Source organism: Actinomycetospora aeridis, assembly GCF_037400275.1.
Taxonomy (GTDB): domain Bacteria; phylum Actinomycetota; class Actinomycetes; order Mycobacteriales; family Pseudonocardiaceae; genus Actinomycetospora; species Actinomycetospora aeridis.
In genome coordinates this window covers 1,096,528-1,116,669 of sequence record NZ_JBBEGL010000001.1, presented here as the reverse complement: position 1 = coordinate 1,116,669, position 20,142 = coordinate 1,096,528, and the positions used below count along the sequence as shown (strand labels likewise).

At 74.4% G+C, this 20,142-nt stretch carries 22 protein-coding genes; 7 read left to right on the top strand and 15 right to left on the bottom strand.

Going from position 1 to position 20,142, the window contains the following annotated elements; translation table 11 throughout:
* Positions 1-36 precede the first annotated feature (36 nt).
* On the top strand, positions 37-687 hold the full coding sequence (locus WCD41_RS05225; protein ID WP_337712299.1) for a pyridoxamine 5'-phosphate oxidase family protein: 651 nt from the start codon (positions 37-39) through the stop codon (positions 685-687).
* 22 nt (positions 688-709) lie between these two features.
* Here WCD41_RS05225 and WCD41_RS05220 read toward each other — a convergent pair whose 3' ends face one another.
* The 3 genes from WCD41_RS05220 to WCD41_RS05210 form a co-directional block, all read right to left on the bottom strand.
* Positions 710-1,180, bottom strand: a complete 471-nt coding sequence (locus tag WCD41_RS05220) for an ATP-binding protein (RefSeq protein ID WP_337712298.1) — start codon at positions 1,178-1,180, stop codon at positions 710-712.
* An 84-nt stretch (positions 1,181-1,264) separates the two neighbouring features.
* On the bottom strand, positions 1,265-2,263 hold the full coding sequence (locus WCD41_RS05215) for an NAD(P)H-dependent glycerol-3-phosphate dehydrogenase (RefSeq protein ID WP_337712349.1): 999 nt from the start codon (positions 2,261-2,263) through the stop codon (positions 1,265-1,267).
* Between the two features lie 29 nt (positions 2,264-2,292).
* Positions 2,293-3,015 carry a lysophospholipid acyltransferase family protein gene (locus WCD41_RS05210; protein ID WP_337712297.1) on the bottom strand — a complete coding sequence of 241 codons (723 nt, stop codon included), beginning with the start codon at positions 3,013-3,015 and terminating at the stop codon, positions 2,293-2,295.
* A gap of 155 nt (positions 3,016-3,170) precedes the next feature.
* Here WCD41_RS05210 and cofC point away from each other — a divergent pair, with 155 nt between their 5' ends.
* The 4 genes from cofC (at position 3,171) to glxA (ending at position 9,388) form a co-directional block, all read left to right on the top strand.
* Positions 3,171-3,848: a 2-phospho-L-lactate guanylyltransferase gene (cofC, locus tag WCD41_RS05205; protein WP_337712296.1), complete on the top strand. Its 678-nt coding sequence runs from the start codon at positions 3,171-3,173 to the stop codon at positions 3,846-3,848.
* Positions 3,849-4,029: 181 nt separating this feature from the next.
* Entirely contained in the window at positions 4,030-6,336 is a 2,307-nt protein-coding gene (locus tag WCD41_RS05200; protein ID WP_373695069.1) for an RNA degradosome polyphosphate kinase, read from the top strand.
* On the top strand, positions 6,333-7,277 hold the full coding sequence (locus tag WCD41_RS05195; protein ID WP_337712295.1) for an NUDIX domain-containing protein: 945 nt from the start codon (positions 6,333-6,335) through the stop codon (positions 7,275-7,277). The genes WCD41_RS05200 and WCD41_RS05195 overlap by 4 nt, the downstream gene beginning before the upstream one ends.
* 158 nt (positions 7,278-7,435) lie before the next feature.
* A complete protein-coding gene (gene glxA / locus WCD41_RS05190) occupies positions 7,436-9,388 on the top strand; it encodes a radical copper oxidase GlxA (RefSeq protein ID WP_337712294.1) in 1,953 nt (650 codons plus the stop codon).
* Positions 9,389-9,451: 63 nt separating this feature from the next.
* Here glxA and WCD41_RS05185 read toward each other — a convergent pair whose 3' ends face one another.
* Both WCD41_RS05185 and WCD41_RS05180 read right to left on the bottom strand, forming a co-directional pair.
* A complete protein-coding gene (locus tag WCD41_RS05185; RefSeq protein WP_337712293.1) occupies positions 9,452-10,273 on the bottom strand; it encodes a siderophore-interacting protein in 822 nt (273 codons plus the stop codon).
* A 39-nt stretch (positions 10,274-10,312) separates the two neighbouring features.
* Positions 10,313-11,140 carry a LysR family transcriptional regulator gene (locus tag WCD41_RS05180; RefSeq protein WP_337712292.1) on the bottom strand — a complete coding sequence of 276 codons (828 nt, stop codon included), beginning with the start codon at positions 11,138-11,140 and terminating at the stop codon, positions 10,313-10,315.
* Positions 11,141-11,223: 83 nt separating this feature from the next.
* On the opposite strand from WCD41_RS05180, the gene WCD41_RS05175 reads away from it, so the two are divergent.
* Positions 11,224-11,931 (top strand): SDR family oxidoreductase, encoded by a 708-nt coding sequence (locus WCD41_RS05175; RefSeq protein ID WP_337712291.1) that lies wholly within the window; start codon positions 11,224-11,226, stop codon positions 11,929-11,931.
* Positions 11,932-11,950: 19 nt separating this feature from the next.
* Here the strand turns inward: WCD41_RS05175 and leuD are convergent, their stop codons facing one another.
* Together leuD and leuC are read right to left on the bottom strand one after the other, a co-directional pair.
* Positions 11,951-12,538, bottom strand: coding sequence for a 3-isopropylmalate dehydratase small subunit (leuD, locus tag WCD41_RS05170; protein ID WP_337712290.1), 588 nt, complete (start codon positions 12,536-12,538; stop codon positions 11,951-11,953).
* A 12-nt stretch (positions 12,539-12,550) separates the two neighbouring features.
* Entirely contained in the window at positions 12,551-13,969 is a 1,419-nt protein-coding gene (gene leuC / locus WCD41_RS05165) for a 3-isopropylmalate dehydratase large subunit (RefSeq protein WP_337712289.1), read from the bottom strand.
* A gap of 54 nt (positions 13,970-14,023) precedes the next feature.
* Between leuC and WCD41_RS05160 the strand changes: the two genes are divergently transcribed.
* On the top strand, positions 14,024-14,731 hold the full coding sequence (locus WCD41_RS05160) for an IclR family transcriptional regulator (protein ID WP_337712288.1): 708 nt from the start codon (positions 14,024-14,026) through the stop codon (positions 14,729-14,731).
* Here the strand turns inward: WCD41_RS05160 and WCD41_RS05155 are convergent.
* The 8 genes from WCD41_RS05155 to WCD41_RS05120 form a co-directional block, all read right to left on the bottom strand.
* The gene (locus tag WCD41_RS05155; protein WP_337712287.1) at positions 14,728-15,036 is read right to left on the bottom strand and encodes a DUF3040 domain-containing protein; all 309 of its coding nucleotides are present in this window, start codon (positions 15,034-15,036) and stop codon (positions 14,728-14,730) included. The genes WCD41_RS05160 and WCD41_RS05155 overlap by 4 nt on opposite strands.
* Positions 15,037-15,311: 275 nt before the next feature.
* Entirely contained in the window at positions 15,312-16,223 is a 912-nt protein-coding gene (rfbA, locus tag WCD41_RS05150; protein WP_337712286.1) for a glucose-1-phosphate thymidylyltransferase RfbA, read from the bottom strand.
* Between the two features lie 39 nt (positions 16,224-16,262).
* Positions 16,263-16,625, bottom strand: a complete 363-nt coding sequence (locus WCD41_RS05145; RefSeq protein WP_337712285.1) for a winged helix-turn-helix transcriptional regulator — start codon at positions 16,623-16,625, stop codon at positions 16,263-16,265.
* Positions 16,626-16,733: 108 nt separating this feature from the next.
* Positions 16,734-17,729 carry a dTDP-glucose 4,6-dehydratase gene (gene rfbB, locus WCD41_RS05140; protein ID WP_337712284.1) on the bottom strand — a complete coding sequence of 332 codons (996 nt, stop codon included), beginning with the start codon at positions 17,727-17,729 and terminating at the stop codon, positions 16,734-16,736.
* The gene (locus WCD41_RS05135; RefSeq protein WP_337712283.1) at positions 17,726-18,697 is read right to left on the bottom strand and encodes a carboxymuconolactone decarboxylase family protein; all 972 of its coding nucleotides are present in this window, start codon (positions 18,695-18,697) and stop codon (positions 17,726-17,728) included. The genes rfbB and WCD41_RS05135 overlap by 4 nt, the downstream gene beginning before the upstream one ends.
* Positions 18,694-18,936 (bottom strand): hypothetical protein, encoded by a 243-nt coding sequence (locus WCD41_RS05130; RefSeq protein WP_337712282.1) that lies wholly within the window; start codon positions 18,934-18,936, stop codon positions 18,694-18,696. Before WCD41_RS05130 ends, WCD41_RS05135 begins: the two co-directional genes overlap by 4 nt.
* A complete protein-coding gene (locus tag WCD41_RS05125) occupies positions 18,937-20,001 on the bottom strand; it encodes a TSUP family transporter (protein WP_337712281.1) in 1,065 nt (354 codons plus the stop codon). It abuts the gene before it with no gap.
* Positions 19,998-20,132 carry a hypothetical protein gene (locus WCD41_RS05120; protein ID WP_337712280.1) on the bottom strand — a complete coding sequence of 45 codons (135 nt, stop codon included), beginning with the start codon at positions 20,130-20,132 and terminating at the stop codon, positions 19,998-20,000. The genes WCD41_RS05125 and WCD41_RS05120 overlap by 4 nt, the downstream gene beginning before the upstream one ends.
* Positions 20,133-20,142 lie beyond the last annotated feature (10 nt).

Below are 20,142 nucleotides of genomic sequence, written 5' to 3'. Positions count from 1 at the left end.
GTTCGAGCATGCCACCCCAGCACCCACCATGGGGACATGACCAGCAGCACGCTCTCCCCCACCGACCGCTCCCGCGTCCGCCGCCACCGCGACCGCCAGCGCGAGGACCGGGCCGAGCTGCACGCCGTGCTCGACGAGGCGCTGGTGGCGCATCTCGGGCGGGTCGTCGACGGCGAGCCCGTCGTGCTGCCGACCATGCACGCCCGCGTCGGCGACGTGCTCTACCTGCACGGGTCGAGCGGCGCGGCCAGCCTGCGCGGCGGCGAGCCGGTGTGCGTCACGGTCACCCTCATCGACGGGCTGGTGTACGCGCGCCGCTGGTTCACCCACTCCGCGAACTACCGCAGCGCCGTCGTGCGCGGGCACGCGCGGAAGGTGACCGACCCCGACGAGGCGATGACCGCCCTGCGCGCCCTGGTCGCCCACGTGGCGCCCGGGCAGGAGGAGCACGCCACCGCACCGAGCCGCAAGGAGATGGCCGCGACCTCGGTGATCGCCGTCGACCTCACCGAGGCCAGCGTCAAGGCCCGCACCGGCCCGCCCGGCGACGGGGACGCGGTCGCCGACGGCGACGACCGCTGGGCCGGCGTCGTGCGTCTCGAGACACGCGTGGCCGAGGTGACGACGTGCCCGGCGCTCCCGCAGGACACACCGGTGCCGGCGCACGTCCCGCGCAGGGAGGTGTAGCGCCGAGCTGTAGCGCCGCGTCCTAGACCAGCGCCGCCTCACGCCGCGAGGGCACGGGCACGCGGCGGCGCAGCTGCACCGTCGTCCCGTGCTCGCCGGGCAGCACGGCGGTGGCGTGCATGAGCTCGCGCATCAGCGGCAGCCCGCGGCCCCGCCAGCCCGGGCCGCTGCTGGGGCGCCAGGCACCCTCGTCGACGACGGTGACGACGAGGTCGCGACCGGTCAGCAGCGGGCAGGACACCGCGGCCCACAGCGTCATGAGCCCGGGGGTGCCGCGCTCGACGTAGGCGTGGTCGACGACGTTCGCGAGGGCCTCGTACACCGCGAGCGCGAGGTCGTCGGACGTGTCGGGGTCCGTGATCTCACCGACCCAGCAGCGGAAGCGCCGGCGCAGCGTGGCGGCGTTCTCCGTGGTGGCGAGAGCGCACAGCTCGAGCGGCGCCACGGCCGTCGCCGGCGCCGTCCTCGGGCCCATCCGCTGCAGCACGTCCATCGCGAGCAGTGTTCCCGGGGCCGGAAGGAGCAAACGTGGTGGGTGGGAGACGACGCGGAGCGGGAGCTCGACCGGTGCGGGAGCTCACTCCACCTTCAGCTCGCGGTTGATCAGCTCGTCGCCGACCTCCTTGGCCGACACCTCGCCCGCGCACACCCGCCGCACCGCGTCGACGATCGGCGCGTCGACGGTGTGGCGCCGCGCCAGCTCGCTGATCGCGTCGCACGACTTGACGCCCTCGGCGACCTGCCCGTGGTTCGCCTCCTCGGCCTCGGCGACCGACATCCCGCGTCCGAGCGCCTCGCCGAAGCGCCGGTTGCGCGAGAGCGGGGACGCGCAGGTGGCCACGAGGTCGCCCATGCCCGCGAGCCCGGCGAGGGTCAGCGGCTCGGCGCCGAGGGCCACCGCGAGCCGCGAGATCTCGGCGAGCCCCCGGGTGATCAGCGAGGCCATCGTGTTGTCGCCGTAGCCCAGGCCCGCCGCCGTGCCGCAGGCGAGCGCGATGACGTTCTTGCAGGCCCCACCGAGCTCGCAGCCGATCACGTCGGTGTTGGTGTAGGGCTTGAAGTAGCCCGTCGAGCAGGCGTGCTGCACCGACACCGCGCGGTCGTGGTCGGTGCAGGCCACCACCGTCGCGGTCGGCTGTTCGGCGGCGATCTCGCCGGCGAGGTTCGGGCCCGAGACGACGGCCACCCGGTCGGCCTCGGCCCCGGTGACCTCGCGGATCACCTCGCTCATCCGCAGCAGCGACCCGCGCTCGACGCCCTTGGCGAGGCTGACCAGCGTCACGCCGTCGGGCAGGTGCGGGCGCCAGTGCTCGAGGTTCTCGCGCAGCCGCTGGGCGGGCAGGGCCAGCACGACGGCCTCGGCGCCGTCGAGCGCCTCGTCGGCGTCGGCGGTCGCCACGAGGTCGGCCGGCAGCCGGACGTCCGGCAGGTACTCGGGGTTGCGGCGCTCGCGGGCGACGCTCTCGGCCACCTCGGCGCGGCGCGCCCACAGCGTCACCGGCGTGCCGGCGTCGGCGAGGACCTTGGCGAACGTCGTGCCCCACGAGCCCGCGCCGAGCACCGCGACCCGCTGCAGGGGGCGCACCCCCTCGGGGAGGACCGCGCTCACTGCTCGCTGCTCCGCCCGCGGGTGACCTCGGGAACCGGCTCGCCGCGCACCTCGCCGAGCAGCTCGCGGACGGCGGTCATCATCCGCTCGGTGGTCTCGCGCAGCAGCGGCCGCGGCCCCCGGTCGGCGAGCCGGGCGCGCAGGTCGTCCATCGGGATCGGGGGGCCCGCCTTCACCGTGATCGTCGTGCGCCACGACGGCCGGAAGCGCTTCCGGTAGTGGTCGTAGACCGACAGCGTCCCCCAGTGCACGACGGGGATCACGGGCACGTCGACGTCGAGCGCGAGGCGCGCCGCACCGGAACGGGCCGCCATCGGCCACCCGGCCTCGTCACGGGTGATCGTGCCCTCGGGGTAGATCACGACGACCCCGTCGTCGGCGAACGACGTGCGCGCCGCCTCGAGGCTCGCCCCGGCCTCCGCCGATCCCCGGCTGACCGGGATCTGGCGGCTGCCCTGCAGCACCCGGCCGAACAGCGGGACCTTCCAGAGCGACGCCTTGGCGAGGAACCGCGGCACCCGTCGCGCCCGGTGCACGAACACGGCCGTGTAGACGGGGTCGAGGTAGGAGACGTGGTTGCAGACCAGCAGCGCGGGTCCCCGGGCGGGGATGTGCTCGAGGCCCTCCATCCGGCGCTTCGCCAGCACCAACGTCAGCGGGTAGAAGACGAAGGCCGCGAGGGCCACCGCCGGCCCGCCCTTCTCGCGCGCCGGTGCCACCGGGTCGCCACCTCCGCCTGTGAGTCGTTCGGGCCGTCCGTCCGGGCACGGAGGGGAACCGTCCCGACGCGCGCAGTCTCTCCCGTGCCCGCCGAGCGGTCCAGCGAGACCCGCCACCGTCACCCCGCTCGGCCGAACGGGGGCAGACTGTGGTGGTGGACGTCGCGGTCGACCTCGTGGTGCCGGTCAAGGAGCTGCGCCGCGCCAAGTCGCGGCTCGCCCCGGCCGTCGCCGACCTGCCGGGCGACGACGCCGACCGTGAGCAGGCCCACCGCTCGCTCGCGCTCGCCCTGGCCCGCGACACGCTGGCCGCCGCGCGGGCCGCGCACCGTGTCGGGCGCCTGGTGGTGGTGACCATCGAGTCCGGCGACCGCCTCGGCGCCGCCGGGGAACCCCGCGAGGTCGTGCACGACGACGGCGGCGGGCTGAACGCCGCGATCCACGCCGGCGAGGCCCACCTGCGCCGCTCCGGGAGCCGGGCCGTCGCCGCGCTGCAGGCCGACCTGCCGGCCCTGCGCCCCGAGGAGCTCGACGACGCCCTGGCCCGGGCCGCCGCGGTGTTCGCCGGCGGGGCGCCCGCGGCCGTCGTCGCCGACCACGAGGGCACCGGCACCACCCTGCTGGTCGCGGCCCCCGGGCGTCCCCTGCGCCCCCGCTTCGGGCCCGGCTCGGCCCGCGCCCACACCCGCGCCGGCGCGGTGCCCCTCGACGGTGACTGGCCGGGACTGCGGGGCGACGTCGACACCGTCGCCGACCTGGCCCGCGCCCGCGCGCTCGGCACCGGCCCGGCGACCTCGGCCTGGTCCGAGGACCGGGCGCACCACGCCGTCTGACGCCCGTCCGGCCGGCGCGGACCCGCGTGCCCGTGGAGCGAGGGACGCCCCGACTGCCTGCCAGGCATCCGGGGAGTCCCTCGCCCTCCCCGAGGACCCGCGACCGGCGTCCGGCGCCCGCCGGGGTGGGACGCGTCGCGGGCGCTCGCGGCACCCGGCCACCTCGGGCACCATCGGCCCCGTGAGCCCCTCTGTGTCGCCGGAGTCCGTGTCGCCGGAGTCCGTCTCCTCGGAACCCGTGTCCTCGGCCCCCCGGGGAAGCGGGAGCGACACCGAGCTCCCCGGCCCCCACCCGCCGGCCCCGCCCGACGAGAGCGCCCGGTCGGTGCGCCGGACGCCGTCCGCGCCGGCCGCGCCGACCGCGGGCCCGGCCGGCGCGCTGGACCTGCCCACCGACCGCTACGACAGCCGCGAGCTCTCGTGGCTGGAGTTCAACGCGCGGGTGCTCGCCCTCGCCGAGGACACGAGCCAGCCCATCCTCGAGCGCGCCAAGTTCCTGTCGATCTTCGCGTCGAACCTCGACGAGTTCTACATGGTGCGCGTGGCCGGCCTGAAGCGCCGCGACGAGGCCGGGCTGGCGGTGCGCGGTGCCGACGGGCTGACCCCGCGCGAGCAGCTCGTGCGCATCGCGGCGCGCACGCAGGAGCTCTCCCACAAGCACGCCCGGGTCTTCCTCGACGAGGTCCGCCCCGGCCTCGACGAGGCCGGCATCCACATCATCGACTGGTCGCAGGTCACCGCGTCGGCGCGGCCCCGGCTCTCGGACTGGTTCGCCCGCCAGGTGTTCCCGGTGCTCACGCCGCTCGCCGTCGACCCGGCGCACCCGTTCCCCTACATCTCCAACCAGTCGCTCAACCTCGCCGTCGCGGTGCACGACCCGCAGACCGGGACCGAGCACTTCGCGCGGGTCAAGGTGCCCAACAACGTGCCGCGCCTCGTGCGCGTACGGCCCGATCCCGACGAGGACGGCCCGGCCACCGACGGCCCCGCCGACGACGACCGGCAGGCGTGGTTCCTGCCCATCGAGGACCTCATCGCCGAGAACCTCGACCAGCTCTTCGAGGGCATGGACGTGGTCGAGCACCACGTGTTCCGGGTGACCCGCAACGCCGACCTCGAGGTCGAGGAGGACCGCGACGAGGACCTGCTGCAGGCCCTCGAGCGCGAGCTCGCGCGCCGGCGCTTCGGCCCGCCGGTGCGTCTCGAGATCACCGACACGATGAGCGAGCACATGCTCGAGCTCCTGCTGCGCGAGCTCGACGTCGACCCGCACGACGTCGTGCAGGTGCCCGGGCTGCTCGACCTCTCGGCGCTCATGGAGCTCCTGGGCCTCGTGCGCCCCGAGCTCAAGGACCCGGTGTTCGTGCCGTCCACCCACTCCGCGTTCAGCGAGGGCGAGACACCGAAGAGCGTGTTCGCGACCCTGCGCGAGGGCGACGTCCTCGTCCACCACCCCTACGACTCGTTCTCCACGAGCGTCCACCGCTTCATCGAGCAGGCGGCGTCGGACCCGAAGGTGCTCGCGATCAAGCAGACGCTCTACCGCACGTCGGGCGACTCGCCGATCGTCGAGTCACTCATCGACGCCGCGGAGGCCGGCAAGCAGGTCGTGGCCGTGGTGGAGATCAAGGCGCGGTTCGACGAGCGCGCCAACATCGGCTGGGCGAGGGCGCTGGAGCGGGCGGGCGTGCACGTCGTCTACGGCCTCGTCGGGCTCAAGACGCACTGCAAGGCCGTGCTGGTCGTGCGCCAGGAGGGTTCGACGATCAAGCGGTACTGCCACCTCGGCACCGGCAACTACAACCCGAAGACCGCCCGGCTCTACGAGGACATCGGTCTGTTCACCGCGGACGAGACGATCGCCGCCGACCTCACCGACCTGTTCAACGTGCTGACCGGCTACGCGCGCCGCCGGTCGTACCGGAAACTGCTGGTCGCCCCGTACGGGCTGCGGCGCGGCATCGTCGAGCGGATCGACGCGGAGCGCGAGCGGGCCGAGCGCGGCGAGACCGCCGGCATCCGGATCAAGGTCAACGGGCTGGTCGACGAGCAGATCATCGACGCGCTCTACCGGGCGTCCGCGGCGGGCGTGCCGGTCGACCTCGTGGTGCGCGGGCTGTGCTCGCTGCGCGCGGGCGTGCCCGGCCTGTCGGAGCACATCCGCGTGCGCTCGATCCTCGGGCGCTTCCTCGAGCACTCCCGGATCTTCCACTTCGTGGGCGCCGGGGAGCGCTGGATCGGCAGCGCCGACATGATGCACCGCAACCTCGACCGCCGTGTCGAGGCGCTCGTGCCCGTGACCGACCCGCGGCTGACCGCCCAGCTCGACGCCATCATGGACTCGGCCGTCGCGCCGTCCACGCGGTGCTGGATCCTGCAGCCCGACGGGTCGTGGGACCCGTGGCCGGTCGCGGCGGGCGAGGGCCACGAGGGCCTGGCCGTCGACGACCACCAGGTCCAGCTGCTGAGGGGGAAGGCGGGCACGTGACTGTCCACGCCGCGGGCGCGGTGCTGTGGCGCCCGGCCGGGGACGACGGCACCGACGAGAAGGTCGAGGTCGCCGTCGTCCACCGCCCGCACCACCAGGACTGGAGCCTGCCGAAGGGGAAGGTCGACCCGGGCGAGACCCGCGTCGACGCCGCGGTGCGCGAGATCGCCGAGGAGACCGGCTTCGCCGCCGTGCTGGGCCGGCACCTGCGGACCGTGCAGTACGCGGTGAACGGCGAGGAGAAGGTCGTCGAGTACTGGGCCGCCCGCGCGGGGGCGGGCGAGTTCGTCCCCGGTGACGAGACCGACGAGCTGCGCTGGCTCGCGCCGGCCGACGCGGCGCCGCTGCTGACCTACGCGTCCGACCGCGAGGTCCTCGACGTCTTCGCCGCCCGTCCGGCGGGCCTGCGGACGGTGCTGCTCGTGCGGCACGCGCTCGCGGGCAAGCGCACGGAGTGGGACCGGCCCGACGCCGAGCGCCCGCTCGACGCCGACGGCCGCCTGCAGGCCCAGCAGCTCGCCGGGCTGCTCACGGGGTTCGGCGTCGGCGCGCTCGCCGCGGTCCCGATCGTGCGCTGCCGGCAGACCCTCGAGCCCTGCGCCGCGGTCACCGGCCTCGCCGTGCACGACGTCCCCGAGCTGGGCGACGACGCCGTCGGGATCGACGACACCGCCGCGCTCGCGACGCTCGCCCGGCTCGCCGACGGCGCCGCCGGTGACGCGGCGGACGGCGGCGTGGTCGCGGCGGTGTGCGCGCAGGGCGGCGGCATCCCGCACCTCGTGGCCACCCTGGCGGCCGCGGCGGTCGCGGCCGGCGCGCCCCCGGAGTCCGCCCGCGACCTCACCGACCCGCCGTGCCGCAAGGGCAGCGTCTGGGTGCTCTCCTTCGGCCCCGAGGGCGAGCTCGTCGCGGCGGACTACCACCGCGACGCGATCTTCTGAGATCCGCCTCTCGGGACGAATCGCCCACGCCGGGACGCACGGGGAGCAATCAGGGCGGGCACGGTCGGCGACCCCGGTTGGGCTAGCGTCGGGGCCCTCCCCAGCCCCTCCCCCGACTTCACGCTGCCTCCGTCGCCCATCCGCAGGAGCTTGCCCCGGTGCGTCCGTCGAACTCCCGACGCGTCCGCCAGGTCGTCCTCGTCGTCGTCGCCGCGGCCGTCCTGCTGGGCGTGAACGTCCCCCCGGCGTGGTCGTACATCGACGAGTGGCGCCACGAACAGCTCATCAACAGCCCGGACTACATGCGGCAGTACGGGCACTGGGACACGATCGACGTCCCCGAGCCGAGCCGGGTCAACGCGATCCACGCGGCGCTGCTGTCGTCGGGCAAGGTCCTGCTCATCGCCGGGTCGGGCAACAAGGAGGACATGTTCGCGACGCGGGCGCTCAAGAGCCTGCTCTACGACCCGACCACCGGGCAGTCGCGGATGATCCCCGTCCCCGACGACATGTTCTGCGGCGGGCAGACGACGCTGCCCGACGGGCGCCTGCTGGTCGCGGGCGGCACGCAGCGCTACGAGCGGCTCGACGGCGCGGTCACCAACGCCGCCGGCACGATGACGGTCAAGAACGAGGACCCGAACGCCCCGATGGTGCTGCCCGCGGGCACCGTGTTCGTCTCCCCCACCGGGATCCGCTACCGCGCCGACGCCGAGACGGCCCTGCCCCCGGCGACGAAGGCGGGCCAGGGCCGGCGCACCCAGGTGACGGCGTCGGAGAAGCCGGTGTTCGTCGAGGCGATCGACGCCGGGCCCGCCGCGGTCAACGAGAACCCGGCCCAGTACCAGATCGAGGGCCTGCCGTCGGACGTCGCGCGCAACGTCTACGGCCAGGGCCAGCGGATGACCCTGCGCAAGCAGGACTACCAGGGCACGAACAAGGCCTTCACGTTCGACCCGGTCTCCGAGACGTGGACGCGGGTCTCCGACATGGAGTTCCACCGCTGGTACGCCACGCTGACGCCGATGTCGGACGGGCGGGTGCTCACCACCGCCGGGCTCGACGGCACCGGCGAGGTCCTCAACGGGCAGACCGAGATCTTCGACCCGCGCACGAACGCCTTCGTCGAGCGCAAGGACCTCACGCACTACTTCCCGACCTACCCGGCGATCTTCGAGACCGACCGGGCCGGGCGGATGGTCTACACGGGCGCGAACGCCGGCTACGGCCCCGCCGAGCGCGGCCGCGAGCCCGGCTTCTGGGACACCGACACCGGCACGTTCGCGCCGATCCCCGGCATGCGCGACCCGGACCTGCTCGAGACGGCCGGGTCGGCCTTCGTCGGGCCGGTGAACGACCAGCGCCTCGCCGTCGTCGGCGGGGGCGGGATCGGCGAGAGCCCCCGCTCGACGGGACGCATCGACTACCTCGACCTGCGCGACCCGGCCCCGCACTTCACGCCGGGACCGACGCTGCCCGAGGGCGTGCGCTACCCCAACCTCGTCGACCTGCCCGACGACACGATGCTGATCTCCGGCGGGTCGCGGGACTACCGCGGCAAGGGCGGCACCAACAACCACATCGCGCAGCTGCTGCACCCCGACACCGGTCAGCTCGCCCCGGCCGCCGACCCCGCCGTCGGCCGCGACTACCACACCGAGGCGATCCTGCTGCCCGACGGCCGCGTGCTCACGGCCGGCTCGGACCCGCTCTTCGACGACGAGCAGAACCTCGTCCCGGGCACGTTCGAGCAGCGTATCGAGATCTACAGCCCACCCTACCTGTTCCAGGGCGCGCGCCCGTCGATCGCGGACGCGCCCCCGACGCTGGCCCGCGACCAGACGGCGACGATCCCGACGCCCGACGCCGGCCACGTGCGCAGCGCCCGGCTGATCAAGGCGTCGACCGCGACCCACGTGACGACCACCGACATGCGCTCCGTGGCGCTCGACGTGGGTCCCGCCGCGAACGGGGTGTCGGTGCACGTGCCGAAGAACCCGGCGCTGACCCCGCCCGGCCCCTACATGCTCTTCCTCGTCGACGACCGCGGCGTGCCGTCGGTGGGCAGGATGGTCAGCGTCGGCCCCGGCCGCCGGGCGCTCCCGGACTGAGGTGGCCTCCGGCCATGTGAGCACTTTCGGGTGCTGGAGCACGCGAAAGTGCTCACGTGCGCGTCAGCGCACCTCGGCGCGCTTCTCGGCCTGGAAGGTGTCCTCGTCGGCGCCGCGGCGCCAGTAGCCCGAGATCGAGAGCCACGCGCGGTCGAGGCCCCGCTCCTCGAGCAGGTGGCCGCGCAGCGCCTTGACGTCGCCGGTCTCACCGTGGACGAAGGCGTGGACGGTACCCGCGGGCCAGTCGGCGGTGCGGACGGTGTCGACGAGGTCCTCGCCCGCGTCGCGGTGCAGCCAGCGCAGGGACAGCGCGCCGGGGGTGGGCAGCGGCAGCTCGTCGTCGGGACCGTCGACCTGGACCCACGCGTGCACCGGCACCCCGGGGGCCACCTGCTCGAGCGCGGCGGCGATCGCCGGGATCGCGGCCTCGTCGCCCACCAGCACGTGCGCGTCGGCGTCGGCCGAGGGCGCGTAGGCGCCGCCCGGTCCCATCAGCGTGATCTCGTCGCCGGGCGCCGCCGCGAGCGCCCAGGGGCCGGCGACGCCGGTGTCGCCGTGCACCACGAAGTCGATCACCATCTCGCCGGCCCGGTGGTCCAGCGAGCGGACGGTGTAGGTGCGCACGAGCGGCCAGTCCTCGCGCGGCATGGCCTCGCGGATGGCGGCCACGTCGAACGGCGTCGGGTACTCCACGCCGGGGCGCGGGAACGCGAGCTTCACGTACTTGTCGGTGCAGCCGTTGTCGACGATGCCGTCGAGGCCCGGGCCGCCGAGGACGACGCGCACCAGGTGCGGGGTGAGCCGCTCGGTGCGCAGCACGCGCAGGCGGTGACCCGGCCCGCCCTTGGATCGACGGGTAGGGGCCTGGGTGTCGGGAGCAGCCATGATCCCGACCCTACCCCTCCTACTTAGGGGAACCTAACTTCACAATCTGCTCGCCACGCGGACCAGGTCGGCCACCGCCCGCGAGCGGCTGTGCGGCGGCCACGCCACCACGGTGGTCACCGGCGGGGCGTCGACCAGCGGCACGGTGACGACGTCGTCGGCCAGTCCGTGCCGGGCGGACTCCGGCAGCACGGCCACGGCGCGTCCCAGCGAGACGAGCTGGCGCAGCTGCGCGGTGTCGCGGACCTCCGGGCCCGGACCCTCGGGATAGCCGCCGCCGGCCGCGGGCCAGCGCGGCAGCGGCAGGTCGGCGAGGTCGGCCATCCGCAGCTCCGGGCGCGCCGAGAGCGGGTGCCCGGCCGGGAGGTAGAGCGCCTGCCCCTCGGTCACGAGGTCCTCGGTGTCGAAGCCGGCGGTCGCGTCGAAGGGGCGGTGCAGCAGGGCGACGTCGGCGCGGCCGTCGCGCAGGAGCCGTTCCTGCTGCCCCGGCCCGCACAGCTGCACGTCGACCTCGACCGCATCGGGCTCCGCGGCGTAGGCGTCGAGCAGCTTCGCCAGCAGCTCCTCCGAGGCACCCGCCTTGGAGACGAGGACGAGCCCCGGGCCGTCGTGGGCCCGGCGGGCCCGGCGCGCGGCGGCGTCGACAGCGTCGAGCGCGGCCCGGCCCTCGGCCAGCAGCACCGCCCCGGCCTCGGTCAGCGCGACCTCGCGCGTGGTGCGGTCGAGCAGCCGGGCCCCGACGCGTCGCTCGAGCTGCTGGATCGCCCGCGAGAGCGGCGGCTGGGCGATCCCGAGGCGCTCGGCGGCCCGCCCGAAGTGCCGCTCCTCGGCGACCGCGACGAAGTACCTCAGCTCCCGCGTCTCCACGCCATCATTGATACTCCTGCGGTATGGGTGCGCACCGAGGCGGTCTTGGACGATCACCCGGCACCGCGCCGACGATCGAGGACATGAGCGACAAGACCACCGCCCTGATCACCGGGGCGAACAAGGGCATCGGGTACGACATCGCGGCGGGGCTCGGCGCGCTGGGCTTGCGGGTCGGCGTGGGCGCGCGCGACGACGCCCGCCGCGCGGAGGCCGTCGAGAAGCTGCAGGCCGCCGGCGTCGACGCGTTCGGTGTGCCGCTCGACGTCACCGACGACGCCAGCGTGGCGGCGGCCGCGGCGTCCCTCGACCGGCTCGACGTGCTCGTCAACAACGCCGGCATCACCGGGGACGGCCCGCAGGACCCGACCACCATCGACCTCGACATCCTGCGCACCGTGCTCGAGACGAACGTCTTCGGCGTCATCCGGACGACGAACGCGATGCTGCCGCTGCTGCGCCGCTCGGAGCACCCGCGGATCGTCACGGTGTCCTCGAGCGTCGGGTCGCTCACACGGCAGTCCGCCGGCCAGGCCGGCCCGATCGCGATCGGCTACTCGCCGTCCAAGACGTACCTGAACGCGGTGACCCTGCAGTACGTCCGGGAGCTCGAGGGCACCGGCATCAAGATCAACCTGGCGTGCCCCGGCTACGTCGCGACCGACCTCAACGGCTTCCAGGGCCACCGCACCACCGAGCAGGGCGCCGCGACGCCGATCCGCCTGGCCACCCTGCCCGACGACGGCCCCACCGGCGGCTTCTTCGAGGACGCCGGCGAGGTGCCCTGGTGAGGTGCCCTGCTGAGCTCCCTCAGATGGTGACCGGCTTGTGCGCCGGTCGCGTCGACTCGTAGGCGTCGATGGCGTCGGCGTGACGCAGGGTCAGGCCGATGTCGTCGAGGCCCTCGAGGAGCCGCCAGCGGGTGTAGTCGTCGACGGTGAAGCCCACCACGAGGTCGTCGGCCGTGACGGTCTTCGCCTCGAGGTCGACGGTGAGCTCGAGGCCCGGGCGCTCCTCGATCTTCTTCCAGAGCAGCTCGACGTCGGACTGCTCGACAGTGGCGGCCAGCAGCCCTGCCTTCGACGAGTTGCCCTTGAAGATCTCGCCGAAGCGCGAGGAGATGACGACGCGGAAGCCGTAGTCCATCAGCGCCCAGACGGCGTGCTCGCGGGACGAGCCGGTGCCGAAGTCCGAGCCCGCGACCAGCACGCTGCCCCGTGAGAACGGCTCGACGTTGAGGACGAACGCCGGGTCGGTGCGCCAGGAGGCGAACAGGCCGTCCTCGAATCCCGTGCGCGTGACGCGCTTGAGGTAGACGGCCGGGATGATCTGGTCGGTGTCGACGTTCGACACGCGCAGCGGCGTGCCGATGCCGGTGTGGGTCGAGAACTTCTCCACGGTGATCGCTCCTCAGACCGTCGCGACGGCGGGGGTCAGGTCCTCGGGCGAGGACAGCGTGCCGCGCACGGCGGTGGCGGCGGCGACCAGTGGCGAGACGAGGTGCGTGCGCCCGCCCTTGCCCTGCCGCCCCTCGAAGTTGCGGTTGGACGTCGAGGCGCACCGCTGGCCGGGAGCGAGCTGGTCGGGGTTCATGCCCAGGCACATCGAGCAGCCCGCGGAGCGCCACTCGGCGCCGGCCTCGGTGAACACCGTGTCGAGCCCCTCGGCCTCGGCCTGTGCCTTGACGTGCATGGAGCCGGGGACGACGAGCATCTGCACGTCGTCGGCGACGTGGTGGCCGCGCAGGACGCCGGCGGCGGCGCGCAGGTCCTCGATGCGGGCGTTGGTGCACGACCCGAGGAACACGACGTCCACCGCGATGTCGCGCAGCCTCGTGCCCGGCTCGAGCGCCATGTACTGCAGGGCCTTGCGCGTCGCGGCCGCGGCGTCGTCGTCCATGGTCGCGGGGTCCGGCACCGACTCGCCCAGCGGCAGCCCCTGGCCGGGGTTGGTGCCCCAGGTGACGAACGGGGTCAGCGCGTCGGCGTCGACGTGCACCACCGTGTCGAACTCGGCGTCGTCGTCGGTGCGCAGCTCGCGCCACGCCGCGACGGCCTCGTCCCACTGCTCGCCCTGCGGGGCGTGGGGACGCCCCATGAGGTACTCGAACGTCGTCTCGTCCGGGGCGATCATGCCCGCGCGCCCGCCGGCCTCGATCGACATGTTGCACATCGTCATGCGGGCTTCCATCGTCATCTCGCGCACCGCCTCGCCGCGGTACTCGAGCACGTAGCCCGCCCCGCCGCCGGTGCCGATCTGGGCGATGACCGCGAGGATGACGTCCTTGCTGGTCACGCCCGGGCGCAGCGACCCGGAGATCTCGATCGCCATCGTCCTGAACGGCCGCAGCGGCAGCGTCTGGGTGGCGAGCACGTGCTCGACCTCCGACGTGCCGATCCCGAACGCGAGCGCGCCGAACGCGCCGTGGGTGGAGGTGTGGGAGTCGCCGCAGACCACCGTCGTGCCCGGCTGGGTCAGCCCCTGCTCGGGGCCGATCATGTGGACGATCCCCTGGTTCTCGGTGCCCATGGGGAACAGGCGGACGCCGAACTCCTCGCAGTTCCTGCGCAGCGTCGAGACCTGCGTCGCCGAGGTCTCGTCGGCGATGGGCAGGTGGAGGTCGCGGGTGGGGACGTTGTGGTCCTCGGTCGCGACGGTGAGGTCGGTGCGCCGCACGGGCCGGCCGGCGAGGCGCAGCCCGTCGAAGGCCTGCGGGCTCGTCACCTCGTGGACGAGGTGGAGGTCGATGTAGAGGAGGTCCGGCTCCTGTCCTTCACCGTGCCTCACCACGTGCTGGTCCCAGACCTTCTCCGCGAGCGTGCGTCCCACCAGTCAGCCTTCTTCCTGCATCTTTCTCACATCTTGGGACTACGATGTCGTCCTGTGGGACAGGGTAGCGGTATCGGCGTGCTCGACAAGGCGGTGGTCGTCCTGCGGGCGGCCGCGGCCACGCCGTGCGCGCTCGGCGAGCTGTGCGAGCGCACCGGCCTGCCGCGCGCGACGGCGCACCGGCTCGCGGTCGGGCTCGAGACCCACCGGCTGCTGGTCCGCGACGCCGACGGCCGCTGGCGCCCCGGGCCCGCGCTCGGCGAGCTCGCCCACGGCCACGGCGACCCGCTGCTCACGGCCGCCGAGGAGGTCCTGCCCGACCTGCGCGACCTCACCGGCGAGAGCGTCCAGCTCTACCGGCGGGACTCATCGGACCCCGCGGTCCGCGTGTGCGTCGCGGCGGCCGAGCCCGCCAGCGGGCTCCGCGACACGGTGCCGGTGGGGGTGCGGGTGTCGATGGCCGCGGGGTCGGGCGCGAAGGTCCTCGCCGCCTGGTCTTCCGAGCGCGCTCTCGCTTTCCCCGAGCCGGTGCTCGAGGAGGTCCGGCGACGGGGCTGGGCCCAGAGCGTCGCCGAACGGGAGGCCGGCGTCGCGAGCGTGTCCGCCCCTGTGCGCGACTCCGGAGGAACGGTCGTCGCCGCGGTGTCCGTCTCCGGCCCGGTGGACCGCATCGGCCGGCGGCCCGGGGCGCGCTGGGCGGACGCCCTGCTCACCGCCGCGCGGCGGCTCGAGGAGCGGCTCGCCGACGCGGGGACCCGCTAGCTCTCGCCCCGGCCCTCGCGCTCGCCGCCGAAGACCCGAGGCCAGGGGTGCGCCGAGCCGGGGCGCCGCCAGTGCCAGATGATCATCGGGATGGCGGACATCGCGATGAGCAGCAGGCCGTGGCCGACGGGGCCCAGGGCCGCGAGCCCGACGCCCATCAGCGTGCCGACGACGAGCACGGCGACCGAGCGCCAGTAGGGCCGTCGGTCGTCCTTGGGGCGGGCCAGGCGGGCGAGCGCGGGATCGCTGCCCTCGATCTGCCGCTCGATGTCGGCCAGGATGCGCTGTTCACGCTCGTCGAGCACCAGGAGTCCCCCTGCGTCGGGTCGTCGGCGATGCCGGGCGCCCGAGGTGTGGTCGCGGGCCGCGCTCGCCGGAACACTCAGCGAATTCCCCCCGTCGAACAGGCGAAACGCGGCGATCGGGCACGTCACGACGAGCAGCCGGCACGCGGCGACGACCGGGCCGGTGCGCGGGGCGGGCGGGACGGAGGTGCCGTCGACCGGATCTCGATCTCTTGTCGATCTCCGGCCCGCCCGGCCCCACGATCGGGTGACCTCTCGTCGTCCGGCGCCGACCGTCAGGCGACGGCGCGCAGGGGCGGGAACCCACGGCCCGCCCGGGTCGCCAGCTCCATGACGTACGCGCCGTAGCCCGACTTCCCCTGCCGCTCGCCCAGCGCGTAGGCCTGCCCGGGGGTGATCCAGCCCTGGTCCAGCGCGATCTCCTCGAGGCAGGCGCAGCGGACGCCCTGGCGGTGCTCGAGGACCTGGACGTACTGGCCGGCCTCCAGGAGCGAGTCGTGGGTGCCGGTGTCGAGCCAGGCGAACCCGCGGCCGAGGTCGATCAGCCGGGCGTCGCCGCGCTCGACGTAGGCGCGGTTGACGTCGGTGATCTCCAGCTCGCCGCGCGCCGACGGGGTCAGCCCGCGCGCGACGTCGAGCACGTCGTTGTCGTAGAGGTAGAGCCCGGTGATCGCGCGGTTGCTCCGGGGCCTCGCCGGCTTCTCCTCGATCGAGACCAGCCGGCCGCGGTCGTCGGCCTCCCCGACCCCGTAGCGCTCGGGATCGGACACGGGATACCCGAACAGGGCACAGCCCGCCTCGCGCTCGATCCGGGCGACCTGCTGCCGCAGGATCGCCGAGAACCCCGGGCCGTGGAAGACGTTGTCGCCGAGCACCAGCGCGGCGGTGTCGTCGCCGACGTGCTCGGCGCCGATCACGAACGCCTCGGCCAGCCCGTTGGGGGCGGCCTGCTCGGCGTAGGAGAACTCGACCCCGAGCTCGGAGCCGTCGCCGAGCAGCCGCCGGAACGCCGGCAGGTCCACCGGGGTCGAGATGACCAGGACGTCGCGGATCCCGGCCAGCATCAGCACCGAGATCGGGTAGTAGATCATCGGCTTGTCGTAGACCGGCAGCAGCTGCTTCGACACCGCCCGCGTCACCGGGTGCAGACGCGTCCCCGACCCGCCGGCCAGCACGATCCCCTTCATGTGCGGCTCCCGTCGCCTCGTCGGCACAAGGACGTCGTCTCAGGCGGCACGGCGGCCCCCGTCGATCGACCGCACCGGCACGTCGAGGGTGTCGAGGGTGTCGAGGGTGAGGCCCCACACGGCGAGGGCCGTCACGACGGGCACCAGTCCGGCTCCTCGTTCCGTGAGGCGGTACACCGAGGACCCGGCGGGCGGAGGCAGGTGCTCCCGTCGCACGACGCCGGCGTCGGTGAGCTCACGGAGGCGGGCCGCGAGCATCGACGGGGACAGTCCCGGCAGCTCACCGCGCAGGTCGGTGAAGCGGTGTGGCCCCTCGGCCAGCACTCCGACGACCTCGAGCGCCCAGCGGCGGCCGACCAGTCGAGCGGCCCGGTGCAGGGCTGGGTTCCGGTCGGTGATCATGGCGTCCTCCGTCGTGATCGGTGTGCCACCAGCCTGCTCACGACGACGTCCTCCCTCTTCTCCCCGACTGCGTGTCACGACCAGGTCCCGCGGGTCGCGCGATCCCCGTCACCAGGCCCCCTCGACGACCGGTGAGCGGCCGATCAGCGGGCGCCACCACGCCTCGTTGGCGCGGTACCAGTCGACCGTGGCGGCGATCCCCTCGTCCCACCCGACCCGCGGGGCCCAGCCCAGCTCGCGGCGCAGCTTCGAGCTGTCCAGCAGATACCGGCGGTCGTGCGACGGCCGGTCCGGCACGATCGTCTTGAACTCGGGACCGAGATCGAGCGCGCCGAGCACCGAGTCCGCGATCCCCTCGATGTCGACCTCCACCCCCGACCCGACGTTGTAGGTCTCACCGACCGTGCCGTGGTGGATCACCGCGTCGATCGCCGCCGCGTGGTCGTCGACGTGCAACCACTCGCGGCGGTTCTTTGTCGAGGCGTACAGCGGCAGCGGCTCCCCGGCCAGCGCCCGGGTGGTGAACAGCGGGATCACCTTCTCCGGGAACTGGAACGGCCCGTAGTTGTTGCTGCAGTTCGTGATCGTCACCGGGACGTCGTAGGTCAGCCCGTAGGCCCGCACCACGTGGTCACCGCCGGCCTTGGCGGCGTTGTACGGGGTGCGGGGCAAGTAGGGCGAGTCCTCGGTGAACGCGTCGTCGACGTCGAGGGGGAGGTCGCCGTAGACCTCGCAGGTCGAGATGTGGTGGAACCGCGAGACCCCCACCCGGCGGACGGCCTCCAGCAGGCCCTGGGTGCCCATCACGTTGGTCGCGAAGAAGTCCCCCGGACGCAGGATCGCCAGGCTGTTGTGCGACTCCGCCGCGAAGTTCACCACCACGTCCACCCGGTGGGTCCGCAGCAGGTGCTCCACCAGCTCGGTGTTCGCGATCGAACCGTGCACGAACTCCACACCATCGAGACCCTCGACGTTCCCGCGCACCCCGGCGTAGGTCAGCGCGTCCAGCCCGACGACCCGATCCCCGGGGTGGGCCGCACGCCAGTGCCGCACGAAGTTCGACCCGATGAACCCCGCGGCACCGGTCACCAGCACCGTGGTCATGACGCCTCCCTCGCGCCGGCCGCGCGCGCGTCCGACCGGAGCCGGGCCGCGGTGGCGGCGCCGAGGGCGACGAGCGCCACGACGGCCGCGTCCCCCGCGCGGTCGGGCAGGTCCGCCCGGGCCTCCCGCACGACGGGGTCGGTCACGCGCCAGGGCGCGTTCGCGGCGAGCACGGCGAGCCGGACCGGCGCGGGGGCGTCCGCGTCCAGGCCCGGCACGACGGTGACGTCGGTCGGCCGTGCCCCGCTCGTGAGGCCACGCCGCGCCCCGGCGGCGACCTCGCGGACGAGATCCTCGCCGGCGGCGCTGCCGTGCGGCAGCGCCGCGGCCGCGGCGTCGGCCACGTCGGCGAGCAGGCGGGGCGCCCGCTCGGTGGCACGGCCCGCGACCGCGCCGCGGGCCGCGGAGCCCAGCAGCGCGAGGGCGCGTCGGCGCACCGCCGAGGGCGCGGCCGGCGGCAACGGCGAGGCCGGCAGGAGCACCGTGACCACGCGGTTGAGGTACTCGAACGTCGCGGCGACGTCGAGGAGGTCGTCGAGGTCGGCGCGGCCCGCGTCCGGCGCCGGGCCCGACCCGTCGATCCACGCCGCGAGGTCGTCGTGGGCTCCGGCGCCGTCGAGGGCGTCGAGGCCGGCGTCGTGGACCTCGACGCAGTAGGGGCACCGGTTGGCGCGCGAGACCGCGGCGGCCACCGCCTCCTTGGCCGCCCGGCTCGCGGTGCCGGGCGCCAGGAGCGTCGAGCGCAGCAGGCGCCAGACCGCGGTCATGACGACGGGAGCCGGCGAGTGCACCGCGATCGGCGGCGCGAGCATGCCGAAGTCGCGCTCGACGGCGTCGTACACCCGCCGGACGGGGGCGTCCGCGCGCCGGTAGGGCACGGGGCTCACGTGGCGGGCGTCGTGCACGGCGCGGCGCAACGGACGCCGCGCGAGGGCGAGCAGGGCAGACGGGGCGGGCGGGGCGGTCATGCTGCGGCTCCCAGCGCGTCGTCGGGGTCGAGGTCGTCGGGGTCTCTGTCGGGGTCTCTGTCGGAGTCACGGTAGGAGTCACGCTCGCCGGGGCGGAGGGCCCGGTCCGGCTGGGTGGAGTGGCCCGGGTGCACGGCCACCATCCGCACGGTGTCGTCGATGAGGAACTCGAGGTCGGTCTCCCGGCCCAGCGGCCCCCCGCAGGCGGCGCAGGTGCCCTGACGTGAGGCGACACCCATTCAGATCACCTCCCTCGCCGGTCGACGGTCGGGGACGGCCGGCGGCGCGTAGCGACGGACGCGGGCGAGCAGGACGCACGCGGCCGTGGTGAGGACCAGCGCCCCGAGCGACGCCGCCGCACCGAGCGGCCCGTAGGGCACGAGCAGCACGGTGCTGACCAGCTCGGCACCGATGAGGGTCACCAGGATCGCCCGGATGGCGCCCGCCGACAGGAAGCGGCAGAGCACCGCCCCCAGCGGGGCGCCGACCACGACCACCGGCACCGCCGCGAGCCAGTACTCCCACACCACGGGGGGCACGTCGTCGAGCAGCACGGCGTGGGAGAACGCGGCGGCCGCGGAGACGACGGCCATGAGGACGACGGTGGTGGGCGTCGCGACCTTCTCCGAGACCCGGAACAGCAGGACGAGCACCAGGAACATCACGGTGTTCTCCCCGACGCCGACCAGCCCCGAGAGCACGCCGCCGGCCAGACCGGCTCCGATGATCACGAGGTCCTCCGTCGGGCCGCGGCGCGGGATCGCCGCGTGGACGGCGACGCTGCCGCGCAGGTGGCCGACGACCAGCGCGATGCCGAGCGAGACCAGGAGCACGGTGAAGCCCAGGCGGATGCCGCCCGACGCGACCCCGGGGGCGAGGACGGTCACGGAGAACACCACACCGGCGACCCCGGCCGGCACGCCCAGGGCCAGGACGCGGCGCTCGACGGGGACCCGCAGCACCAGGATCACGACGGACGCCGCGATCATCCCGACGCTCTGGACGAGGAACGTGAACACCCGCGCGTCGGTCGGCGGGATGCCGAGGACCTTGGTGAACATCGGGAAGGCGATCGCGCCGCCGCCCTCGCTGGTGCCGCCGCCGACGAGCGAGCCGAGCACCATCGTCGCCGCGACGGCCGTGTGGCGGCGCAGCGCCTCGAGGGCGTCGGTCCCCCCGAACACCAGCCACGCCGTCCACACCCCACCGGCCAGCAGGGCCTGGAGGCGCAGCGGTGTCCAGCCGCGCCGGGGCGTTCCGCGACCGGTCGGCGCGGGTGCGGTCGGACGGTCGAGGACGGTCACCGGGGCCTCCTCGTCTCGTGGGTGGATCGGGACGCCGCCCGCCGCGCGGGGCGGGCGGCGAGCGCGCGCAGCGCGGCCAGCGCGGCCTGCTCGCGCTCCTCGTCGGTCAGGAGCCCGAGACGGGTGCTCATGACCACACCT